This is a genomic window from Providencia sp. CIM-Carb-044 (assembly GCF_033901115.1).
GTDB lineage: Bacteria > Pseudomonadota > Gammaproteobacteria > Enterobacterales > Enterobacteriaceae > Providencia > Providencia hangzhouensis.
Genome location: NZ_JAXADV010000003.1, coordinates 194,822 through 209,874, shown reverse-complemented (window position 1 = coordinate 209,874; position 15,053 = coordinate 194,822). Strand labels below are relative to the sequence as shown.

At 40.7% G+C, this 15,053-nt stretch carries 11 protein-coding genes; 10 read left to right on the top strand and 1 reads right to left on the bottom strand.

What is annotated here, in order from left to right; translation table 11 throughout:
• The first annotated feature begins 26 nt into the window (after positions 1–26).
• The 8 genes from galK (at position 27) to fhuB (ending at position 11,373) form a co-directional block, all read left to right on the top strand.
• Complete coding sequence (gene galK, locus SJ312_RS07480) at positions 27–1,181, top strand: galactokinase (protein ID WP_004261683.1); 1,155 nt, start codon at positions 27–29, stop codon at positions 1,179–1,181.
• 35 nt (positions 1,182–1,216) lie between these two features.
• A complete protein-coding gene (galM, locus tag SJ312_RS07475; RefSeq protein WP_319867334.1) occupies positions 1,217–2,248 on the top strand; it encodes a galactose-1-epimerase in 1,032 nt (343 codons plus the stop codon).
• 153 nt (positions 2,249–2,401) lie between these two features.
• Positions 2,402–3,406 (top strand): substrate-binding domain-containing protein, encoded by a 1,005-nt coding sequence (locus tag SJ312_RS07470; RefSeq protein ID WP_004261677.1) that lies wholly within the window; start codon positions 2,402–2,404, stop codon positions 3,404–3,406.
• Between the two features lie 263 nt (positions 3,407–3,669).
• Positions 3,670–5,301, top strand: a complete 1,632-nt coding sequence (locus tag SJ312_RS07465) for a sodium/sugar symporter (protein ID WP_094962103.1) — start codon at positions 3,670–3,672, stop codon at positions 5,299–5,301.
• A 288-nt stretch (positions 5,302–5,589) separates the two neighbouring features.
• The gene (locus SJ312_RS07460; protein WP_319867331.1) at positions 5,590–7,665 is read left to right on the top strand and encodes a TonB-dependent siderophore receptor; all 2,076 of its coding nucleotides are present in this window, start codon (positions 5,590–5,592) and stop codon (positions 7,663–7,665) included.
• Positions 7,666–7,713: 48 nt separating this feature from the next.
• Positions 7,714–8,496, top strand: coding sequence for an ABC transporter ATP-binding protein (locus tag SJ312_RS07455; RefSeq protein ID WP_004261670.1), 783 nt, complete (start codon positions 7,714–7,716; stop codon positions 8,494–8,496).
• On the top strand, positions 8,487–9,413 hold the full coding sequence (locus SJ312_RS07450; protein WP_319867329.1) for an iron-siderophore ABC transporter substrate-binding protein: 927 nt from the start codon (positions 8,487–8,489) through the stop codon (positions 9,411–9,413). Before SJ312_RS07455 ends, SJ312_RS07450 begins: the two co-directional genes overlap by 10 nt.
• Positions 9,403–11,373, top strand: coding sequence for a Fe(3+)-hydroxamate ABC transporter permease FhuB (gene fhuB, locus SJ312_RS07445; RefSeq protein ID WP_319867328.1), 1,971 nt, complete (start codon positions 9,403–9,405; stop codon positions 11,371–11,373). Before SJ312_RS07450 ends, fhuB begins: the two co-directional genes overlap by 11 nt.
• Positions 11,374–11,607: 234 nt before the next feature.
• Here fhuB and SJ312_RS07440 read toward each other — a convergent pair whose 3' ends face one another.
• On the bottom strand, positions 11,608–12,588 hold the full coding sequence (locus tag SJ312_RS07440) for a LacI family DNA-binding transcriptional regulator (RefSeq protein ID WP_004261663.1): 981 nt from the start codon (positions 12,586–12,588) through the stop codon (positions 11,608–11,610).
• Between the two features lie 269 nt (positions 12,589–12,857).
• On the opposite strand from SJ312_RS07440, the gene SJ312_RS07435 reads away from it, so the two are divergent.
• The gene (locus SJ312_RS07435) at positions 12,858–13,775 is read left to right on the top strand and encodes a GNAT family N-acetyltransferase (protein WP_153673877.1); all 918 of its coding nucleotides are present in this window, start codon (positions 12,858–12,860) and stop codon (positions 13,773–13,775) included.
• A 27-nt stretch (positions 13,776–13,802) separates the two neighbouring features.
• Positions 13,803–15,053 carry an MFS transporter gene (locus SJ312_RS07430; RefSeq protein WP_004261658.1) on the top strand — a complete coding sequence of 417 codons (1,251 nt, stop codon included), beginning with the start codon at positions 13,803–13,805 and terminating at the stop codon, positions 15,051–15,053.

Here is a 15,053-nt window from a genome sequence, read left to right as displayed (position 1 = left end):
AAATTACGCATTAAGGATAATTAAAAATGGAAACGTTAAAGCAAACTGTTGCCTCGTCGTTTGAAAAAACCTTTGGTTATCAACCTGAAATTTATGTTCAAGCGCCGGGGCGAGTGAATATTATCGGTGAACATACGGATTATAATGATGGCTTTGTTTTGCCTTGTGCGATTGATTACCAAACGATGACCGCGGCGGCTAAACGTGATGATCGTATCATCCGAGTCGTTGCGGCTGACTACCATAATGAATGTGACGAATTCAGTTTGGATAGCGAAATTGCATTTTTGCCTGAAAAAATGTGGGCAAACTATATTCGCGGTGTCGTGAAGTTTCTCTTACAAAGAGGGCTTTTATTCAATGGTTGCGATATTGCAGTCAGTGGTAATGTGCCGCAAGGCGCGGGGTTAAGTTCTTCAGCCTCACTCGAAGTTGTGATTGGACAAACACTTAAGGCTTTGTATCAATTAGATATTAGCCAGCAAGATATCGCGCTTAATGGCCAACAAGCTGAGAACCAATTTGTTGGTTGTAACTGCGGTATTATGGACCAACTGATTTCAGCGTGTGGTGATGAAGGCCATGCTCTATTGATTGATTGCCGCAGTTTGGCGCTATTTCCTATTTCCATACCTGATGATCTGGTTGTGATGATAATCAACTCAAATAAGCAACGGGGTTTGGTTGGAAGTGAATACAATACACGCCGCCAACAATGTGAAGAAGCTGCTAATTTGTTTGGGGTGAAAGCGTTACGTGACATCACATTTGATGAGTTTTTACAGAAGCAACATCTATTATCGCCTATCGTTGCTAAGCGAGCCAAACACGTGATCAGTGAAAACGAACGTACTTTAGCGGCAGCAAAAGCATTAACACAAAATGATTTATTGCAGTTAAGTGAGTTAATGGCGCAATCCCATATTTCTATGCGTGATGATTTCGAAATCACCGTCAAAGAAATTGATACCTTAGTGGATATCGTTAAGTCCGTTTTAGGTGTTCAGGGCGGTGTACGAATGACAGGAGGAGGCTTTGGTGGCTGTGTGGTTGCACTGATGCAGCAGCAATGTGTTCAACCGGTGATTGACGCGGTAGAAGCGCAATACCAGAAAATGACAGGCCTACAAGCCGATATTTATGTTTGCCAGCCAAGCTCAGGTGCAAGTGTGGTAAGTTAAAACCAAATTAATAAATTGAAAAAAGTTGATATAACATGCTGTTTAATCAAGAAAAAAATCAGACGCCCAAAGTCGTAGAGTTAACCAATAAAAATGACATGAAAATTGTCCTGACAAGTTTAGGGGCAAGCTGGGTAAGTTGTATTTTGCCGCTAATACATGGGAGACGAGATGTTGTTCTAGGTTCACCAAATATGGATAAACAAAAGGAACAAGACGTGTATTTGGGCGCGACAGTCGGGCGCGTAGCTAACCGTATAGCGAATGCACGTTTTTCTATTCATGGTGAAAATTATTCAGTGTCAGCCAATCAAGAGCCGCATTGTTTACATGGTGGGCAGGACAATTTTAGTTATCGGATTTGGGCCATATCACAGCCTAGTACTCAACAGGCTATTTTTTCACTCATTTCACCCGACGGTGACCAAGGTTTTCCCGGGGAATTGAAAGTTGAGGTAAGTTATGAATTAACGGATGAAAATCAAGTGATTATCCGTTATAAGCACCAAGCTACAAAGGCCTGTCCTGTAAACCTAACCAACCATACTTATTTTAATTTGGCGGGTGAAGGTAGTGAAAAGACAGCGCTAGATCATGCTCTTACGATTTACAGTGACTGTTATTTACCCACAGATAAAGCAGGGATCCCTAGCGGAGAGTGGCGTAATGTCACTGGTAGTTATTTTGATTTTCGCCAAAGCAAACTCATTGGCCGTGACTTTCTACAAGATCACGACCAAATTTCTGCTGGGGGATATGACCACACTTTTATGCTAGATGCAGCCCGTATTGATGGGCGGCAAACGGTGGCATCGTTGAGTGCTCCTGAGGGAGACGTAAAGATGAATATTTCTACAACGATGCCCTCTATGCAGTTGTATACAGGGAATTATTTAATTTCAGTTGCGGGTAAAACAAAATCTTATACGCCTTTTTCTGGGGTTGCATTTGAAACACAGTTTCCACCTGATGCTGTTAATCACCCTGAATGGGGAGAACGATACAGCCCGATTTCACAGCCTAATCAAATTTATTGTAGTGAAACCTGCTATCAATTTATTTTCTAAATCTATATATGATTAACACCGCATCTAAGCGGTGTTTTCTTTTTTGCACGATAAATCCATTATTTTACTTTAAATAATTTTAATATGCGTTATGCCATTGTTTTTAATTCTAGCTCATTGTTTAATAAGCCATCCTAATTGTAGAGGTGCACAATGGCGACAATCAAAGATGTGGCAAAAGAAGCAGGTGTTTCGGTTGCAACTGTTTCTCGAGTGATTAACCAATCACCGAAGGCAAGCCAAGCTTCTATTGCATCAGTAAAGAGTGCAATGAATAAGCTAGGTTATCGTCCCAATGCCGCTGCGCGAGCTCTTGTGAACCAAAGTTCAAATACCATTGGGGTGTTAGTTAACGATGTTTCCGACCCTTTTTTTGGTGTTATGGTCAAAGCCGTTGATGCCGTAGCGCATAAAAATGGTAAACATATTCTGATTTGTAATGGTTACCATAATGCCAAGGAAGAGCGCCAATCGATTGAGTTGTTGATTAACAACCGCTGTGATGCTTTGGTTATCCACTCTAAAGCCCTGGATGATGCTGAACTGCTTCAATATGCAAAAGAAGTCCCAAGTATGGTACTGATCAACCGCCATATTGATGAAATTGCAACCCGTTGTATTTCTTTAAATAACTACAAGGGCGCATATTTAGCGACAGAACATCTTATTCGACATGGGCATACTAAAATTGCGTACATTTCATCAAATCACCAAATTGAGGATGCGGTACAGCGTTTACAGGGTTATCGAGATGCGTTAAAAAATAATGGTATTCAACTGTCTGATAGTTATATTGAATATGGCGCTCCTTATGGGGAAGGTGGGGAGCAAGCGATGACTAACTTACTGATAAAATCACTCGAAATCACAGCGGTCGTGGGTTACAACGATTTTATGGCCGCGGGAGCCATCGCGGTATTAGATGAAAATGAAATTCACTCACCAGAACAGGTCTCGGTTATTGGTTTTGATGATGTGTTGATTGCCCGCTACATCCATCCACGCTTAACAACAATTCGTTATCCTATCCAAATGATGGCAGAAAAAGCCACACAACTAGCACTTTCTTTAGCGAGAGGGGAAAAAACGACAGGTGAAAGTTTGATTTACTCTCCGACATTGGTTCAACGTAATTCAGTTAGACCTTTGCACGCCTAAGTATTTTATAGGCCATAGCGTTACGAAAATAAGTGTAAACGTTTTCATTAATATTTGATGAACTTCACGAATTTATTAAAATCTAGATTACTTCCTGGTACCTTCTCTTCTATCACCTATGAAAATTTACATTAATTTCTGCTATTTAGTCCATTAAGTTAATTCTTTAGAGGATATTGTGAAAATATGTGATTCATCTAACGGTGATATTTTGTGGTAACGTTTACACTTGCTTTGTTATCACTTGGCGAAGGAATTTGATTATGCAAACTGAAGGGGTTGGGTTAAGCACATTAGATTACGGAATATTCATTCTGTATGTGCTTGTCATTATTAGTGTTGGTCTTTGGGTTTCTCGAGATAAAAAAGGACAAAAGAAAGGCACAAAAGACTATTTTCTAGCAGGAAAAACATTACCTTGGTGGGCTATTGGTTCTTCACTGATTGCGGCAAATATATCAGCAGAGCAATTTATTGGTATGTCGGGCTCTGGTTTTTCAATAGGTTTGGCTATCGCATCCTATGAATGGATGGCAGCACTAACACTGATCATTGTCGCAAAATACTTCATGCCCGTGTTTATTGATAAAGGTATTTTTACCATTCCAGAGTTTGTTGAAAAACGTTTCAATAAAACGTTAAAAACGATCTTAGCCGTGTTCTGGTTGGCATTATTTATCTTTGTTAATTTAACTTCAGTTCTCTATTTAGGGTCGTTAGCATTACAAACAATCCTAGGTATTCCAATGCATTATGCTATTTTCGGCTTAGCATTATTTGCAGTGATTTACTCTCTTTATGGCGGGCTATCTGCGGTTGCGTGGACGGATGTTGTACAAGTTTTCTTCTTAATTTTAGGCGGCTTTTTAACCACGATAATGGCGGTGAGCTATATTGGCGGTGATGCGGGGTTATTCGCAGGTATGAGCCGTATGGCAAGTGAAGCGCCTGCGCATTTTGAAATGATTTTAAGCCAAGACAACCCACAGTTTAGTAATTTACCCGGTATTGCCGTGTTAATTGGCGGTTTATGGGTTGCTAATTTATATTACTGGGGCTTCAACCAATATATTATTCAACGTGCATTAGCCGCTAAGTCTATTAATGAAGCGCAAAAAGGCTTGGTTTTCGCAGCATTTCTCAAACTTATTGTCCCAATCCTTGTTGTCGTACCGGGTATTGCGGCATTTGTGATAGTTTCTGACCCTGCATTACTGGCGGGATTAGGAACGATGGCACAAGAACATATGCCAACATTGGCCCAAGCGGACAAAGCTTACCCATGGTTAACACAATTCTTACCCGTAGGCGCTAAAGGGGTTGTGTTTGCGGCATTAGCTGCGGCTATCGTTTCTTCTTTAGCTTCCATGTTGAACTCAGTGGCAACTATTTTCACCATGGATATCTACAAAGAATACATTGCTCCATCAACCGCGGACCATAAATTAGTGAATGTCGGGCGGATTAGTGCAGTTGTTGCGTTAATCGTCGCATGCTTCATCGCCCCATTACTGGGTAACATTGGACAAGCTTTCCAATATATTCAGGAATATACCGGGTTAGTTAGCCCAGGTATCTTAGCGGTATTCTTATTAGGTCTATTTTGGAAGAAAACCAATGCGAAAGGCGCGATTATCGGTGTGCTGCTCTCAATTCCGTTTGCATTATTCTTAAAACTAATGCCGTTAGGTATGCCATTCCTTGACCAAATGATGTACACCTTCTTCTTTACTGCGGTGGTGATTGGTTTAATTAGCCTGACAACGGCAAAAGAAGATGACTGTGAAGGGGCTATTATCCTAACGTCGGAGACCTTTAAAACATCGACAGGCTTCAATATCGCATCATACGCAATTATGGTTATCTTATGTGTGCTATATGCGCTGTTCTGGTAATCCAAAACTTCTAACAAGCTGATAAGTAAAATGATAGCACGAGGCGGGAAAGGTCATTCCCGCCTTATTTTTTGCGTTTGTTAACTTAAATAATGACCTAATATTCGCATCGAGATCATTTTCGTTATTCTTGACTAATAATCTCCCTTCCTTATGTATGGTTAATTGTGTTTAATTTTATTTTTTTAATAACTATTTGTTATAAGCAAATATGCCAAATTGATTTTAATTTGACTTATTTTTAGGAATAATACTGAGACTTATTATTATTATCATTGGAACTATTTTGTGAAAAATTTAGGTTTATTTCGTTTACATCAGGTTGCCATTTTCACTCTGTTAGCGCTGGCTGTTCAAAACCAATCCATGGCAAATGAACAAAATAGCGACAAAAAAGACTCTTTCGTTGTTAGTGCACAAGCACTCAAAGTGAATACTGCGCTGCAAGAAACGCCAAAATCTGTTTCGATCATTACGGAACAAGATTTGACCATACATGCTCCGCAAAAAATTGATGAAGCACTTCGTTATACCTCGGGGGTTGTTGCACAACCTTATGGGGCTGATAATGATACGGATTGGTTCAAAGTTCGCGGTTTTGATGCCGCAACTTATTTAGATAATAGCCGGTTATATCGAGATGGCTACTACACTTGGCTACTTGAACCTTATGGATTGGAAAGTATTGAAGTCGTGAAGGGGGCATCAGCCGTTCTCTTTGGCGAATCCACTCCTGGAGGCGCTGTTAACTTAGTAACGAAAAAGCCATCTATTAATGCTAAAAATGAAATATTTTTAGAAGCGGGTAATAACGATCATCAAGCGCTAGGCTTTGATCTTTCTACAGCATCAGCCGATGCAGGTGCCCGCTACCGTTTAGTGGGAACGATGAAAAAATCGGATGGGGAACTCAAAGGCACGGATAATAAACGTATTTATCTGGCGCCAAGTGCGGCATTTGACTTGTCTGATCAGACTGTACTTACGTTAATGGGGACGTATCTGCACGATGATGGTACGCCCACGAATCCTTTTTTCCCAGCGGCGGGAACATTAATTCACTCTAATTACGGTAAAATTAAGCCATCAACCAATTTAGGTGAGCCTGATTACGATAAATACAAGCGGACTCAGTTCTCAGTGGGTTATTTATTAGAACATCAATTTAATGATGAGTGGCGTTTTGCGCAGCGTGTAAATTATGGTTACAACGACCTAACACTCAGAAGTGTTTATGCTTTCTTTAATGCAGACCCTACCGTGCAGGAATTGGGGCAAGGTATTGTTTTTCGCGATGGTAAAAACCAAAGTTTTAGTTTTGATAACAATATCGTCGGTGAATGGGATAGTGAACGGTTTGAAAATACCTTACTTGCGGGCATTGAATTCCAATATCATCAAACCAAAGGCGATGAACAGGATAATTATGCTTTTGGTAAAATTAACCCGTGGAAGCCAGTTTATGGGCACTATACCCCACTTGACCCATCAAATAACATTCATCGCACTATTGATAAAACACAAGCTAGTATTTATTCACAATACCAAACAAAGCTTGATAGCAAATGGATTGGGGTCGTTGGTGCACGTTATGATTGGGTAAAAACTGAAAATAAAGCACATAAAAAAGCAGAAGATGAGTCTAGAAATGATGGGCAGATGAGTTTAAATGCGGGTTTAATGTATATTGCTGACAATGGCATTTCACCTTATTTAAATTACTCTCAATCTTTTGAAGTTCAATCGACAATCGACCCAACAACCCAAAAACTATATAAACCACTTAAAGGTGAGCAATTTGAAGCAGGTATCAAATATACACCTTATTTTATGGATGGTTATTGGAATATTGCTTGGTTCGATATCGAACAAAAAAATGCGTTAGTCACAACTCCTGAACACCCTGTTGCAACACAAACAGGTAAAGTCACTTCACAAGGTATAGAAACAGAACTATTTGCAAGTGTTACTGATAATTGGGATATTAAAGCGACATACACTTATACCAATGCGAAAACAGATCAAACAGGTGGTAAGGGACGTAAACAGGCTGGTATGATCCCCAAACATATGGCGACTGTCTGGACTGACTACGAAATGCCAATCGTGAGTAACCAGTCGTTAAAACTCGGAACTGGTATTCGCTATTATGGTCAATCAAAGGATAACCCAGCAAGCAGCAACCTTTCTGTTCCTAGTGCGACACTCTGGGATATGGCCGCGATATATCAATTATCGAACAATTGGCAGTTCCAGTTCAATATGAATAACATCCTCAATAAAGAGTATGTTTCATCCTGTGATACCTGGTGCTATTACGGCCAATCGCGCTCATTTGTGTTACAAACAAAGTACACTTGGTAATTTTAAAAAAGGCATGCTAATAATGTTGGCATGCCTTGAGTCCTTTCTATGTTTCGATTAGCAAATATTAATATCGTTCGCGATCATCGTTCTATTTTATCTATAGATTCGTTAAATATACCCACAACAGAACTCACAGTGGTTCTTGGTCATAATGGTTCAGGAAAATCTACACTGGTTAATCTCCTTTCTGGGCAGATGGCACCGGATAGCGGGCAAATTGATTTAAATGGCACGAGTCTTTCTCAATATAAAACGAAAGAATTAGCGCAGAAAATCGCATATTTACCACAAAAACTGCCAGCCTCAGCGGGGCTGTCTGTGAAAGAACTTGTGCGGTTAGGGCGTTTTCCGTGGCGAGGTGCACTTGGTCGCTGGCAAGCTGACGATGAAATTATTATCCAACAAGCGATGGAGAAAGCTGGGGTTGAGGGGTTTTCCGCGAACTTAGCGGACAACTTGTCTGGTGGAGAGCGCCAGCGCGCATGGGTTGCCATGTTACTTGCTCAACAATCACCAGTTTTAATACTGGATGAACCGACTTCTGCATTAGATATTCACCATCAATACCAGTTAATGAATTTATTGAGTGAGCTTAATAAAGTTCATGGGATTGGTGTGATTGTGATCCTTCATGACCTCAACCTTTCTTTACGGTATGCAACACACATCGTGGCATTAAAAAAAGGGAAAATAGAATTTGAGGGAAAAAGCGTTCTTCTCCATGATGAAGCAAGGCTATCGTCACTCTACGATACTCCGATTAAATTAATACCACACCCTAGTTTTCCAGAGTCAGAACATCATAGGGTTGCTATCGTATGCGCTTAAGAATCAATTTGCTTGGCCTTATTTTATTAACAAGTACATTATTATGCTCATTTTATACACGGGCTTATTCTGTTACGGACAGTCGTGGTATTGTCGAGTTCAATTCGCCGCCTCAGCGCGTTGTGGTTTTAGATTGGGATTTGCTGGAACAACTATTAACGCTTGAAATTACACCTGTTGGTGCCACGGAATTAGAGAGTTACCAGCAATGGGTTGTTGACCCAGCTGTTCCTTCTTCGGTCAAAGAGGTGGGTACGCGAGCTGAGCCTAATTTAGAGCAAATTGCCGCATTGAAACCTGATGTTATTATTGCAAGTAGCGCGCAAGAAGATTTACTGCCTTTATTGGAAAAAATAGCGCCAGTCGTTTATTTATCAAATTTTGCACGCCAAGATGATTCAGGGCTTGTAGCCATTGCTCATTTTAAAACGTTGGCTCGCTTATTTGAGAAGACGTCTTTTGCCGATGAATATTTAGTGAAAATGGATAAACGTTTTGCTGAATTAAGATCACAACTTGAACGTGCTTTTACAACGAAACCAAGTGTTGCTGTTATCCGGTTTTCAAGTTTAAGCACTATTTTTCTTTATACTGAGAATTCAACACTCAATTATGTTCTTGAACAGCTTGCATTAAAGCCTGCTATTTTAGTCCCCGCACGTCCTTGGGGAATAGAGCAGAGACGAATAAATTCATTGCAGTTTATAAATGATGGGTACGTGTTATACATCAAACCATTTGTAGAAGAAAAAAAACTGAATGACTCCATATTATGGCAGTCGATGCCTTTTGTTAAACAAGGGCGGATAAATAGTGTTCGTCCCGTTTGGAATTATGGTGGTGTCTTTTCCTTGCAATTAATGGCGGAAGCATTAACAGAAAGCTTATTACAGGTTGCTCCTCATAATGACAACTAAACAGCACTCAATACTATTTTTTGTATTAATGGTGATCGCGCTGATTAACCTTCAGCTCGAACCTGGGATTACACTCAGTCAGCAATTATTTTTAGTTATCCATCCAGCTTCAGCCGATACATTTGCTGATTATTTTTATTTATATGGCCAATTACCACGCCTTGCTATGGCATTATTAGTGGGAGCAACTTTTGGTTTATTGGGCAGTTTGATGCAGCAATTAACACAAAATAATCTTACTTCACCACTAACGTTAGGTTCATCATCCGGTGCTTGGTTAGCATTAGTGGTAGTCAATATTTGGTTTAGTAACGAGATTGGGTTATATCAAACGCTAGCTGCGATGGTGGGAGCATTACTCGCATTTGGTTTAGTAATATTAATTGCAGGTATTCGTAATATGACAGGCATTCCGTTAGTTGTTTCAGGAATGGTCATAAATATTTTGTTTGGTGCTATAGCGACTGCATTAATTACATTAAATTCGCAATTTGCACAAAATATTTTTATGTGGGGAGCAGGAAATTTAGCGCAAGATGGCTGGCAAAAAGTGGTTGGTTTATTACCTTTATTGTTCCCTGTTATTATTATTATCTGTTTCGCCCCACGTATTTTGACATTATTGAAATTAGGCCATGAGGGGGCTAAAGCTCGTGGCTTATCCGTTTTACCGATTTTTTTACTTTTTATTGTTTTAGCATCTTGGTTAGTGGCGGCGACTATTTCAACTGTAGGGGTTATTAGTTTTATTGGTTTATTAGCTCCAAATATAGTACGGCGAATGGGTAATATGAGTACAAGGCAAGAGTTATTAAATAGTGCAGTTGTAGGGGCTATTTTATTGCTTCTTGCAGACAGCGGGGCAATCGCACTAACAAATTACCTTAATATTGTGGTTCCTACGGGGGTAATGACAGCTGCTATTGGTGCTCCTTTATTGATCTGGTTTAGCCGCCGAACAATGACAGCCCAAGATCAATTATCGATAGGGTTATTACCAACAAAAATAATACTTTCTAAAACCACGGTATCTATTCTTATTTTATTGTTAGTAAGTGGAGTTGTATTTTCCCTTTGCTTACAAACGAATGGTGAACAATATTATTGGCAACTGCCGTCAAGTTTTCAATGGGATATTAAATGGCCTCGTTTATTAGCGGCGACATTTGCTGGATTAGCCTTGAGTATTGCGGGGGTTTTATTACAAAGGATTATTTATAACCCGTTGGCAAGCCCAGATATTTTAGGGGTTTCTTCAGGGGCTACAGCGGCACTCGTTCTATTTAGCCTACTATTAGGCACGGCTATTCAAACCTCATTTTGGGGTGTTGCTTTAATCGGGAGCCTGATTGTATTAGGAATATTGTTATATCTAGGTAAACGGCACCAATACGCACCAGCAAGTTTAATTTTGACAGGGATCTGCCTAACGGCAACGTTAGAAGCTTTTGTTCAGTTCTTTTTAGCTCAAGGGACATTGAGTAGCTATCGGATATTATTATGGCTTTCAGGCTCAACTTATCGTGTGGAAGGGCAACAGGCCATTATTTTTTCAATCAGTGTTGTTGTGTTAACGATATTAGCGATCACGTTAAATCGTTGGCTAGTTTTATTATCAATTAGTCGAACATTTGCACAGGGAAGAGGACTAAATTCACAATTAGCGACTATATTGCTATTAATCTTAGTTGCATTATTGTGTGCCTTTGTCACTTCCACTGTTGGCCCCATTGCATTTCTTGGTTTAGTTGCACCCCATATGGCTTTTTTAGTTGGCGCTAAAAAGGCGAAACAACAACTTATTATTAGTGGGTTGATCGGCAGTATATTAATGGTTTGGGCAGATTGGCTAGGCCAAATTATTATTTATCCAACACAGATTGCGGCTGGAATTTTTGTCGCTATTTTAGGTGGTGGATATTTTTTATTGCTGATGGCGATGAATAAAATCAAGTCATAATTTATGGTGTAAATGTGGTTAGTTAAAGCCTTACTCAAGGCGAGCTAACTAACACTAAACAATGAATTTTGGGTAGTGTTGCATTGAAGGTTGTTAACGAAGGTACGACTTCTGTATTGATCAAAATATGGGTTGATACAGGAGACAAAACCGCTTCACTAGAAAAATTATAGCGTCGTTTCTTATCCGTATTATTTCAATATCACAGCCCCAGAATGGAGGTAAAAAAGTGAGTTAAGTTGAGCCGCGTTCAATTAATTGCCATTCGAGGATTTCATGGCTGTCATCGAGTTGCGGGTGCTTAATTTTATTGAGTAGTAGTTGAACGCTACGGATGCCAAATTGATGCATCGGCTGCACAATGGTACTTAATGGCGGTGTGGTTACTTCACCGAAGGGCACACCATCAAACCCTAACACAGCAATATCATTCGGAATATGCAATCCCTGCTGATGCAAAACACTCATTGCACCGCCTGCGATGACATCAGAAATCGCGAATACAGCATCGGGTTTGGGCGCATTTTGCAGTAACTTTTCCATGGCCTTCGCCCCCGCGGTGTAATCTAATTCTTCTACATACTCGATTTTACAATATTCAAAGCCAAGTTCAGCGAGTGCTTTTCGGTACCCTTGTTCCCGTTGTTGCGAATAGAGGTAACGCATATCACTGTTAATTAATGCAATGCGTTGGCGATTTTTCGCTGCTAAATGATAAACGCCTGCGCTAGCGGCTTGTGAATTATCAATAGTAACAGAAGAAGCACGAAATTCTGGATCCCCTTCACCACACTGCACCCACGGAAAATCCCCAATCATATCAGTAAGCCCCGGTAAACAACTCACAGCATCCATAGTGATGACGCCATCAACAACCTTACCTCTGAGTAAACTTAGATAAGCGGATTCACGCGTTGGATTGGATTCAGAATTACATAACAAAATATGATAGCCGTGGCGTTCCGCTTCTTCTTCAATACCACGTACAACCAATGAACAAAAGGGGTTAGTGATATTAGACACCAGCACCAATAGCATGCGACTACGCGAGGTACGTAGCTGGCGCGCTAATAAATTAGGTTGATAATTACACTGAGCGATGGCGGCAAGAACTTTATCTCGAGTTGCGGGTTTTACAATATGTTGATCATTCAATACCCGTGAAACCGTTGCGGCAGAGACTCCTGCAATTTTCGCCACTTTTTCTATCGACATTGTTCACTTTTCCTTTTGTCTATTGCCATGCACAGTATGCAACATCGTGATGAAAAGTACGATTGATACAATCAACTTGTGATGCAGATTGCAAATTTATCTTTTAGATCATTATTGAACCATTCAGCTAGTTGCTGAAAGAAACAATTTGGCTATATTTTATAAATGAAATCGATTTCAGTAAAAATGTAATCGATTTCATTTTTGGATTTAGCTGCCATTTAGTGAAAAGCCTCATTTTATAAACAATAAAACATGAGAGGTAATGAATGGATATACAACTACAGCTTGCGAAATGCACTGATCGGAGTGAAGTCGCGTATTTGATTTATCACTCAACGAATGCCTGGTATCAACAACATGGTTTAGGCGCAATATTTCAGTCTGCGCCTGAAGAGTGCCATTTATTTGTTGATGTATACCAACAACTTGATCCTGACTACCACTGGGTAGCCCGTGATTCACAACTCAATATTCTTGGCTCGTGTTTTTTTCACCCACGAGAAACACATTTGGGCCTTGGGATTATGAATGTCCATCCCGACGCATTTGGACAGGGTATTGCAAAGAAATTACTATCCAAAGCGGATGAATTAGCCGGAAATTTACCCATTCGTTTAATTTCAAGTGCCCTGAATTTAGACTCTTATTCTCTTTATCGCCGCGGCGGTTTTACACCTTATGCAATTTACCAAGACATGGTGATTTCAGTACCAGAGCAAGGCGTGAATCTCCCTCGCTTGACCGAAGGAATTGTGCGAGATGCTCGAACCGAAGACTTACCGGCTATTTTACAATTGGAAGCGGATTTATTAGGTATTAGTCGTCAGCGGGATATTGAATATTTTTTAAATGACACCAGCGGGTTATGGCAAATTGCAGTCTGGGAACATAACCAGCGCATCGAAGGTTATCTTGCCTCTATCGCACACCCCGCATCGAGGATGTTAGGGCCCGGCTGCAGCTATCGTGATGAGGTAGCGCTGGATTTACTCGGTTGGATGCTAGACAAACATCATCGTGGTGCGATGCCAGTCGTTTTAGTTCCCACAGAGCGAAGCGCACTGTGCCAAGCGCTATTACGATGGGGCGGTAGAATTTGTGAATTGCATCTTGCGCAAGTCAAAGGTGCTGCGCAGAAACCAAGCGGCGTGGTTATGCCGTCCTTTTTACCTGAAAGTGGCTAATAAAAAATAGAAATTATTGGGGGTCTTATGGGTACGAATAGTCTTGCTCAAGGTGGTAAAAATACTGCCCATGTATGGGTAGTACCGCGATTGGCGTTAATGATGTTCCTTCAATTTTTTGTGTGGGGGGCATGGTATGTCACGCTAGGGGTTGTTATGGGGAAATATGGTTTATCAGCAATTATTGGTGATGCCTATTCGACAGGACCCATCGCCTCTATTTTATCTCCTTTTGTACTAGGGATGGTGGTTGACCGTTTTTTTGCATCACAAAAAGTGCTTGGCGTGCTGCATCTCATCGGTGCCGGTTTGTTATGGATGATCCCAAGTTACTTTACGGGAGACCATAGCGGTCTGTTATGGATAATCTTTGGTTATATGCTTTGCTATATGCCAACTATTGCTCTTAGTAACAACGTTGCCTTTTATAGTTTACCGAACAGTGAGAAAGCGTTCCCAGTTGTGCGTGCATTCGGTACATTTGGTTGGATTGTTGCGGGGCTGATTGTCGGTTCAACAGGGTTATCAGATAGTACAGAAATTTTCACCTTGGCGGCAGTAGCTTCGTTGGTACTAGCGATTTACAGCTTTACATTACCACACACGCCAGCACCAGAGCGTGGTAAACCTGTTGCGATGCGCGACTTGTTATGCGCAGATGCGTTTGCCATGCTCAAGCAACGTCATTTCTTAGTTTTCATCATTTGTGCAATGCTGATCTCTATCCCATTGGCGGCTTACTATGCCTATGCGGCGCCATTTGTTGCGGCGACAGGATTTACTAACGTTGGTGGCGTGATGTCTTTAGGGCAGATGTCAGAACTGTTCTTTATGTTATTGATACCATTCTTCTTTGCTCGTCTTGGTATTAAAGTGATGTTGCTGATTGGGATGCTATCTTGGTGCTTACGTTATGTCATGTTTGCCTTAGGGATTGCTGAAGAACTGCGCTGGATGATTTATATAGGTATTTTCTTACATGGTATGTGTTATGACTTCTTCTTTGTTATTGGTTTTATCTATACAGACAAAGTTGCTGGCGAGAAAGTAAAAGGGCAGGCGCAGAGCTTGCTGGTCTTGTTTACCTATGGCGTGGGGATGTTAATTGGTTCACAAATCAGTGGAATGCTGTTCAATAGCATTGTCACAACGGAAGGCGCAGCGGCTCTGCCACAATGGCAAAGTTTTTGGTGGTACCCAGCGATTGGTGCGTTACTGATTGCCGCATTGTTCTTCTTCACGTTCAACTATAAAGAAAAGCCAGTGGAGGAGAAATAA

Excerpts from the sequence above, each read along its gene's own strand:
- galK (WP_004261683.1), top strand. The coding sequence starts at position 27 with ATGGAAACGTTAAAGCAAACTGTTGCCTCGTCGTTTGAAAAAACCTTT.
- galM (WP_319867334.1), top strand. The coding sequence starts at position 1,217 with ATGCTGTTTAATCAAGAAAAAAATCAGACGCCCAAAGTCGTAGAGTTA.
- SJ312_RS07470 (WP_004261677.1), top strand. The coding sequence starts at position 2,402 with ATGGCGACAATCAAAGATGTGGCAAAAGAAGCAGGTGTTTCGGTTGCA.
- SJ312_RS07465 (WP_094962103.1), top strand. The coding sequence starts at position 3,670 with ATGCAAACTGAAGGGGTTGGGTTAAGCACATTAGATTACGGAATATTC.
- SJ312_RS07455 (WP_004261670.1), top strand. The coding sequence starts at position 7,714 with ATGTTTCGATTAGCAAATATTAATATCGTTCGCGATCATCGTTCTATT.
- SJ312_RS07450 (WP_319867329.1), top strand. The coding sequence starts at position 8,487 with ATGCGCTTAAGAATCAATTTGCTTGGCCTTATTTTATTAACAAGTACA.
- fhuB (WP_319867328.1), top strand. The coding sequence starts at position 9,403 with ATGACAACTAAACAGCACTCAATACTATTTTTTGTATTAATGGTGATC.
- SJ312_RS07440 (WP_004261663.1), bottom strand. The coding sequence starts at position 12,588 with ATGTCGATAGAAAAAGTGGCGAAAATTGCAGGAGTCTCTGCCGCAACG.
- SJ312_RS07435 (WP_153673877.1), top strand. The coding sequence starts at position 12,858 with ATGGATATACAACTACAGCTTGCGAAATGCACTGATCGGAGTGAAGTC.
- SJ312_RS07430 (WP_004261658.1), top strand. The coding sequence starts at position 13,803 with ATGGGTACGAATAGTCTTGCTCAAGGTGGTAAAAATACTGCCCATGTA.